General features: G+C 63.7%; 5 protein-coding genes. All 5 read left to right on the top strand.

Translation table 11 applies throughout. From position 1 onward, the window contains the following. A partial coding sequence (locus D6877_RS20915) for a gamma-butyrobetaine hydroxylase-like domain-containing protein (RefSeq protein WP_130911983.1) occupies positions 1 to 108 on the top strand: 108 nt, incomplete at its 5' end. A gap of 157 nt (positions 109 to 265) precedes the next feature. Next, the gene (gene lexA, locus D6877_RS20910; RefSeq protein WP_122751404.1) at positions 266 to 883 is read left to right on the top strand and encodes a transcriptional repressor LexA; all 618 of its coding nucleotides are present in this window, start codon (positions 266 to 268) and stop codon (positions 881 to 883) included. Further along, positions 883 to 1,500 (top strand): translesion DNA synthesis-associated protein ImuA, encoded by a 618-nt coding sequence (gene imuA, locus D6877_RS20905; protein ID WP_130911982.1) that lies wholly within the window; start codon positions 883 to 885, stop codon positions 1,498 to 1,500. The genes lexA and imuA overlap by 1 nt, the downstream gene beginning before the upstream one ends. A gap of 5 nt (positions 1,501 to 1,505) precedes the next feature. After that, a complete protein-coding gene (locus D6877_RS20900; protein ID WP_123442653.1) occupies positions 1,506 to 2,921 on the top strand; it encodes a DNA polymerase Y family protein in 1,416 nt (471 codons plus the stop codon). After that, positions 2,918 to 5,970 (top strand): error-prone DNA polymerase (locus tag D6877_RS20895; RefSeq protein ID WP_130911981.1); only part of this gene is annotated, 3,053 nt, incomplete at its 3' end. The genes D6877_RS20900 and D6877_RS20895, both read left to right, overlap by 4 nt.

Here is a 5,970-nt window from a genome sequence, read left to right as displayed (position 1 = left end):
TATGGTGTGCAACTGGTGTTCAGCGATGGCCATCAACGCGGGATTTACCCGTGGGCGTACCTGGCGCAACTTGATTCTTCGCATCTCCCCATTCTTACAGAGACATGAGGATTCTGTAGGAGCTGACGAGTGAAACGAGGCTGCGATCTTTTGACTTTGACTTTGACTTTTAAAAGCAAGATCAAAAGATCGCAGCCTTCGGCAGCTCCTGCGTCGGCTTGCGCCGACTGGCGGTTCTTGTCAGGCATTTCCCACAGGAGTACAAATGTACTCCATGACAAACCTCACTCCCCGCCGTACCGCCATCCTGACCTTTATCCGCGATCGCATCGCCGAACACGGTCAGCCCCCAAGCCTCGCTGAAATCAGCGAGGCTTTTGGTTTTGCCTCGCGCAGCGTGGCGCGCAAGCATGTGCTGGCGCTCACCGAAGCCGGTTTCATCGAGGTCAACCCGCATCAGGCCCGGGGCATTCGTTTGCTCGGTCAGCCACCGCGTCCGGAATTGCTGGAGATCCCCGTACTTGGTCGTGTTGCCGCCGGCGCACCGATTGGCGCCGATGCCGACATCCATAACCGTTTGCTGCTCGACCCGGCGCTGTTCTCCCGCACCCCGGATTACATGCTGCGGGTGCAGGGCGACTCGATGATCGAAGACGGCATTCTCGATGGCGATCTGGTCGGTGTGCGGCGCAATCCCGAGGCGCTGAACGGCCAGATCGTCGTTGCGCGTCTGGACGGTGAAGTCACCATCAAACGCTTCGAACGGGTCGGGGATGAAGTGCGCCTGCTGCCACGCAACCCGGCTTACAAGCCGATTGTCGTGCGTGATGATCAGGATCTGGCCATTGAAGGCGTGTTCTGTGGTCTGGTGAGGCAAGGCTGATGGGTGCCGTCGTTGCGTTGGATACGCTGTTCAATGGCGGCCAGGTCTGGCGCGGCAGGCCTGCGCCACCGGCGGCGAGTCCGCAGCCGACCGGGCATGCGGCACTGGACGCAGCGCTGCCCAGCGGCGGCTGGCCGGAGGCGGCGCTGAGTGAAATTCTCTTGGCCGGCCCCGGTGTCGGCGAGCTGCAACTGGTCTGGCCAACCCTGGCGCGATTGTCCGCGGCCGGTGAGCGCATCGTGCTGGTGGCGCCGCCGTTCGTGCCGTACCCGCAGGCTTGGGCCAATGCCGGAGTCGATCTGCGCCAGTTGTCGGTCATTCAGGCCAGCGAACGCGATGCCTTGTGGGCGGCGGAGCAATGCCTGCGCTCGGGCAGTTGCGGCGCGGTGCTGTGCTGGCCGAACAAGGCCGATGACCGAGCCTTGCGGCGTTTGCAGGTAGCGGCGGAAACCGGCCAGACCCTGGCCTTTGCCTGGCGCCCGTTGAGCGAAGCGGTCAACCCGTCACCGGCAGCGTTACGGATTGCCATCGATGCCAAACCGGCGCAGCTACGCGTACTCAAGTGCCGTGGCGGGCTAGCGCGGGCGGCGCCGATTGCATTTACCGTGGGGCACTGATCGTCATGCGCTGGGTATGTATCCTGTTTCCGCAATTGGCCCTCGACGCCGTACTGCGTCAGCGGCCCGATCCTGAGGAGCCGCTGGTACTGCTCAGTGGCCCGGCCCAGCGCCGGGTGCTGCAAGCGGTGAATCCGGCGGCGCGCAAACTCGGCCTGCGCCCCGGCATGTCGATGACCGCCGCGCAAGCCATGAGCAAAGGCTTTGCCACCGCTGATTACGAGGTGGCCGAGGTTGAACACTGGCAACAGTTTCTTGCCGCGTGGGCCTATCGTTTCAGCGCACAGGTCAGCGTGCATTACCCGCGTACCGTGGTGTTCGAGATCGAATCCAGCCTGGGCCTGTTCGGTACCTGGCCGCAATTTGAAGCTCGCCTGCGCCAGGAGTTGAAAGATCTGGGCTTTCGTCATCGCATAGTCGCCGCGCCGAACCCGGTGGCGGCGCGAGTGCTGGCCAATGCCTACGATGGCCTGGTGGTGCCGGACGGTGAGGCTTTGCAGCATCACCTCGGGCAATTGCCGGTCGACCGCGTCGGGCTGGAACCGAATGTCGCCACGGCGCTGTCGCGCATGGGCCTGCGCAATCTCAGTCAGGTGCAAAGCCTGCCACGCCAAGCACTGGCCCGGCGTTTCGAAGCGCAGATGCTCAAGCACCTCGACACGCTGTTCGGCGCACGCCCGCTGGCGCTGGCGTTCTATCTGCCGCCCGACCGTTTCGATATCCGCATCGAACTGAATTTCGACGTGCAATCCCATCAGGCCTTGCTGTTCCCGTTACGGCGCTTGACCGGCGATTTGTCGGCGTTCCTCTGTGGGCGCGACAGTGGCGTGCAGCGTTTCGATTTGCTTCTGGAACACGCCGGGCTGCCGGACACAGTGATCAAGGTCGGCCTGCTCAGCGCCGAGCGTGACGCGGCGATGCTCTTCGAACTGGCCCGTGGCCGGCTGGAGCAAGTCCAGGTGGAGGCGCCGGTGCGTGGTTTTCGCTTGCGCGCTGAAGACCTGCCGAGTTTCGTTCCGCAGTATCAGGAACTGTTCGACGACCGCCCGCAACAGACCTTGCCCTGGGAGCAATTGCGCGAGCGTCTGCGCGCACGGCTGGGTGATGACGCGGTGCAGGGGCTGCGATTTCAGGCCGATCATCGCCCTGAGTGCGCATGGCAGAACGCTGCCGATAAACACCTTTGCACGGGGTTGCCCAGCGTGCAGCGTCCGGGCTGGCTGCTCAACGAACCGCAAAGCGTGCCGGAAGGTTCGGCGCGGATTCTCATGGGGCCGGAGCGCATCGAATCCGGTTGGTGGGACGGTGGTGACGTGCGGCGTGATTACTACCTGATCCAGAACCGCGCCGGTCAGCAAGGCTGGGCCTGGCGCGCCGTGGGTGAGGGCGGTCCGTTGTGGCTGCAGGGCTGGTTCGCATGAGTGCCGATTACGCCGAACTGCATTGCCTGTCGAATTTCAGTTTCCAGCGCGGTGCCTCCAGCGCGCTCGAGCTGTTTCAACGAGCGAAAAAGCACGGTTACCAGGCGCTGGCGATCACCGACGAATGCACCCTGGCCGGGATCGTCCGCGCCTGGCAAGCAGCAAAATCCGTCGAGCTACCACTGATCATCGGCAGCGAGGTGCGCATCGACAACGGCCCGAAACTGGTGTTGCTGGTGGAAAACCTTGTCGGTTATCAGGCCCTCTGCGGTCTGATCACCCAGGCCCGGCGGCGTACGCAGAAAGGCCAGTATCAGCTCCTGCGCGAAGATTTCGCCGAAGCGCTGCCGGGTTTGCTGGTGCTGTGGGTGCCGGATTCTCTGGATGACCGCGAAGAGGGTCGCTGGCTGAAACAGACCTTCGGCGAACGCCTGTGGCTCACGGTGCAACTGCATCGCGGGCAGAACGATCAGCAGCGGCTTGCGGCATTGTTGGCTCTGGCGGCTGAGTTGCAGATTCCAGCCGTGGCCAGCGGCGATGTGCACATGCACGCCCGGGGGCGCCGTGCCTTGCAGGACACCATGACCGCGATCCGTCATCACGTCCCGGTGGCTGAAGCGGGTCTGCGCCTGCACCCCAATGGCGAGCGGCATTTGCGTTGCCTCGATGAGCTGCGCGAATTGTATCCGCCAGCCTTGCTCGAGGAGTCGGTCAACCTGGCCCGGCGCTGCACCTTCGATCTGAGCGAGCTGCGCTATCAGTACCCGAAAGAGCTGGTGCCAGAGGGCCACAGTGCCAGTTCCTGGTTGCGCCATCTGACCGAGGAGGGCATTGCCTGGCGCTGGCCGAAAGGGCCACAGTCCAAGGTGCTCAAGCAGATCGATGACGAGTTGCAATTGATCGCCGAGCTCGGCTATGAAAGCTACTTCCTCACCGTGCACGACGTGGTGCGCTTTGCCCGCACACAGAAAATCCTCTGTCAGGGGCGTGGTTCGGCAGCCAACTCGGCGGTGTGTTATGCCTTGGGCATCACCGAAATCGACCCGGAGCGCACCACGCTATTGTTCGAACGTTTCATGTCCAAAGAGCGCAACGAGCCGCCGGACATCGATGTCGATTTCGAGCACGAGCGCCGCGAAGAAGTCCTGCAATACGTGTTCAACCGTTACGGCCGGCGACGTGCGGCGCTGACGGCGGTGGTCAGCACCTATCACGCCACCGGTGCCGTGCGCGATGTGGCCAAGGCCCTCGGCCTGCCGCCGGATCAGATCAACGCGCTGGCCGACTGCTGCGGGCGCTGGAGCGATGAAACCCCGCCGCTGGAGCGTTTGCGCGAAGGTGGCTTCGACCCGGACAGCCCGGTTTTGCGCCGGGTGCTGAGCCTGACCGGGCAACTGATCGGCTTCCCCCGGCATCTGTCGCAGCATCCCGGTGGATTTGTGATCTCCGAGCAGCCGCTGGACACCTTGGTGCCGGTCGAAAACGCGGCAATGGCCGACCGCACCATCATTCAGTGGGACAAGGACGACCTCGATGCGGTCGGCCTGCTCAAGGTGGATATCCTCGCCTTGGGCATGCTCAGTGCGATTCGCCGCTGCTTCGACCTGCTGCGCCGGCATCGTGATCTGAACCTGACCCTCGCGACGATCCCCGCCGAAGACAAACCGACCTACGAAATGATCAGCCGCGCCGATACCGTCGGCGTGTTCCAGATCGAGTCGCGGGCGCAGATGTCGATGCTGCCGCGCCTGAAGCCAAAGACCTTCTACGATCTGGTCATCGAAGTGGCGATTGTCCGCCCCGGGCCGATTCAGGGCGGCATGGTTCATCCGTATCTGCGCCGACGTAATAACGAAGAGGCGGAAACCTATCCATCGCCAGCGCTCAAAGTCGTGCTGGAAAGAACCCTGGGCGTGCCGTTGTTCCAGGAACAGGTCATGCAGATCGCCATCGTTGCCGCCGACTATAGCCCCGGCGAGGCCGATCAGTTGCGCCGCTCGATGGCGGCGTGGAAGCGCCATGGCGGACTGGAGCCGCACAAGGAACGCCTCGCCGCCGGCATGAAAAAGAACGGCTACACGCCGGAATTCGCTGCGCAGATCTTCGAGCAGATCAAGGGCTTCGGCAGTTACGGCTTCCCCGAATCCCACGCCGCCAGTTTCGCCTTGCTGACCTACGCCAGTTGCTGGCTCAAGTGTCACGAGCCGGCGGCGTTCGCCTGTGCGTTGATCAATAGTTGGCCGATGGGCTTTTACAGCCCGGACCAGATTCTCCAGGATGCGCGTCGGCACCAATTGCAGATCCGTCCGGTGGACGTGCGCGCCAGTGACTGGGATTGCAGCCTCGAGCCGCTGAGTGCCGGGCAACCGGCGATTCGCATGGGCCTGCGCATGATCAAGGGGTTTCGCGAAGAGGACGCACGGCGCATCGAAGCCGCGCGCCGCCACGGGGCGTTTGCCGATGTTGCCGATTTGGGCGAGCGCGCCGCCCTCGACAGTCGTGCGCAGGCCTTGCTGGCAGACTCCGGCGCTTTGCGTGGCCTGGCCGGGCATCGCCATCGTGCGCGTTGGGAAGTGGCTGGGGTGCAGAAACAACTCGGCCTGTTCGCCGGCCTGCCCAACGAGGAAGAAGTCAAAATCGTCCTGCCCAAACCCAGCGTTGGCGAAGACCTGCATGCCGATTACGCCACGGTGGGGACAACGCTGGGTCCGCATCCGTTGGCTTTGTTGCGTGGCGAGTTGCAGGCCCGGCGCTGCCGCAGCTCGCGGGAATTGATGGATATCGAACATGGCCGGCCGGTCAGCGTGGCCGGGCTGGTCACCGGCCGGCAGCGCCCCGGCACGGCCAGCGGTGTGACGTTCGTGACTCTCGAAGACGAGTTCGGCAACGTCAACGTGGTGGTCTGGCGTGACCTGGCCGAGCGGCAGCGCCAAGTGCTGGTCGGTTCGCAATTGCTCAAGGTCGACGGCCGCTGGGAGCGCGAAGGCGATGTACGCCACCTGATCGCCGGGCGCATGAGCGACCTGAGCCCGCTGCTCAACGGCATTCA

Source organism: Pseudomonas sp. Sample_9 (assembly GCF_004307535.1).
Lineage (GTDB): Bacteria > Pseudomonadota > Gammaproteobacteria > Pseudomonadales > Pseudomonadaceae > Aquipseudomonas > Aquipseudomonas mercuritolerans.
The sequence above is the reverse complement of the archived record's forward strand: the minus strand, read 5'-3'. Positions and strand labels throughout refer to the sequence as shown.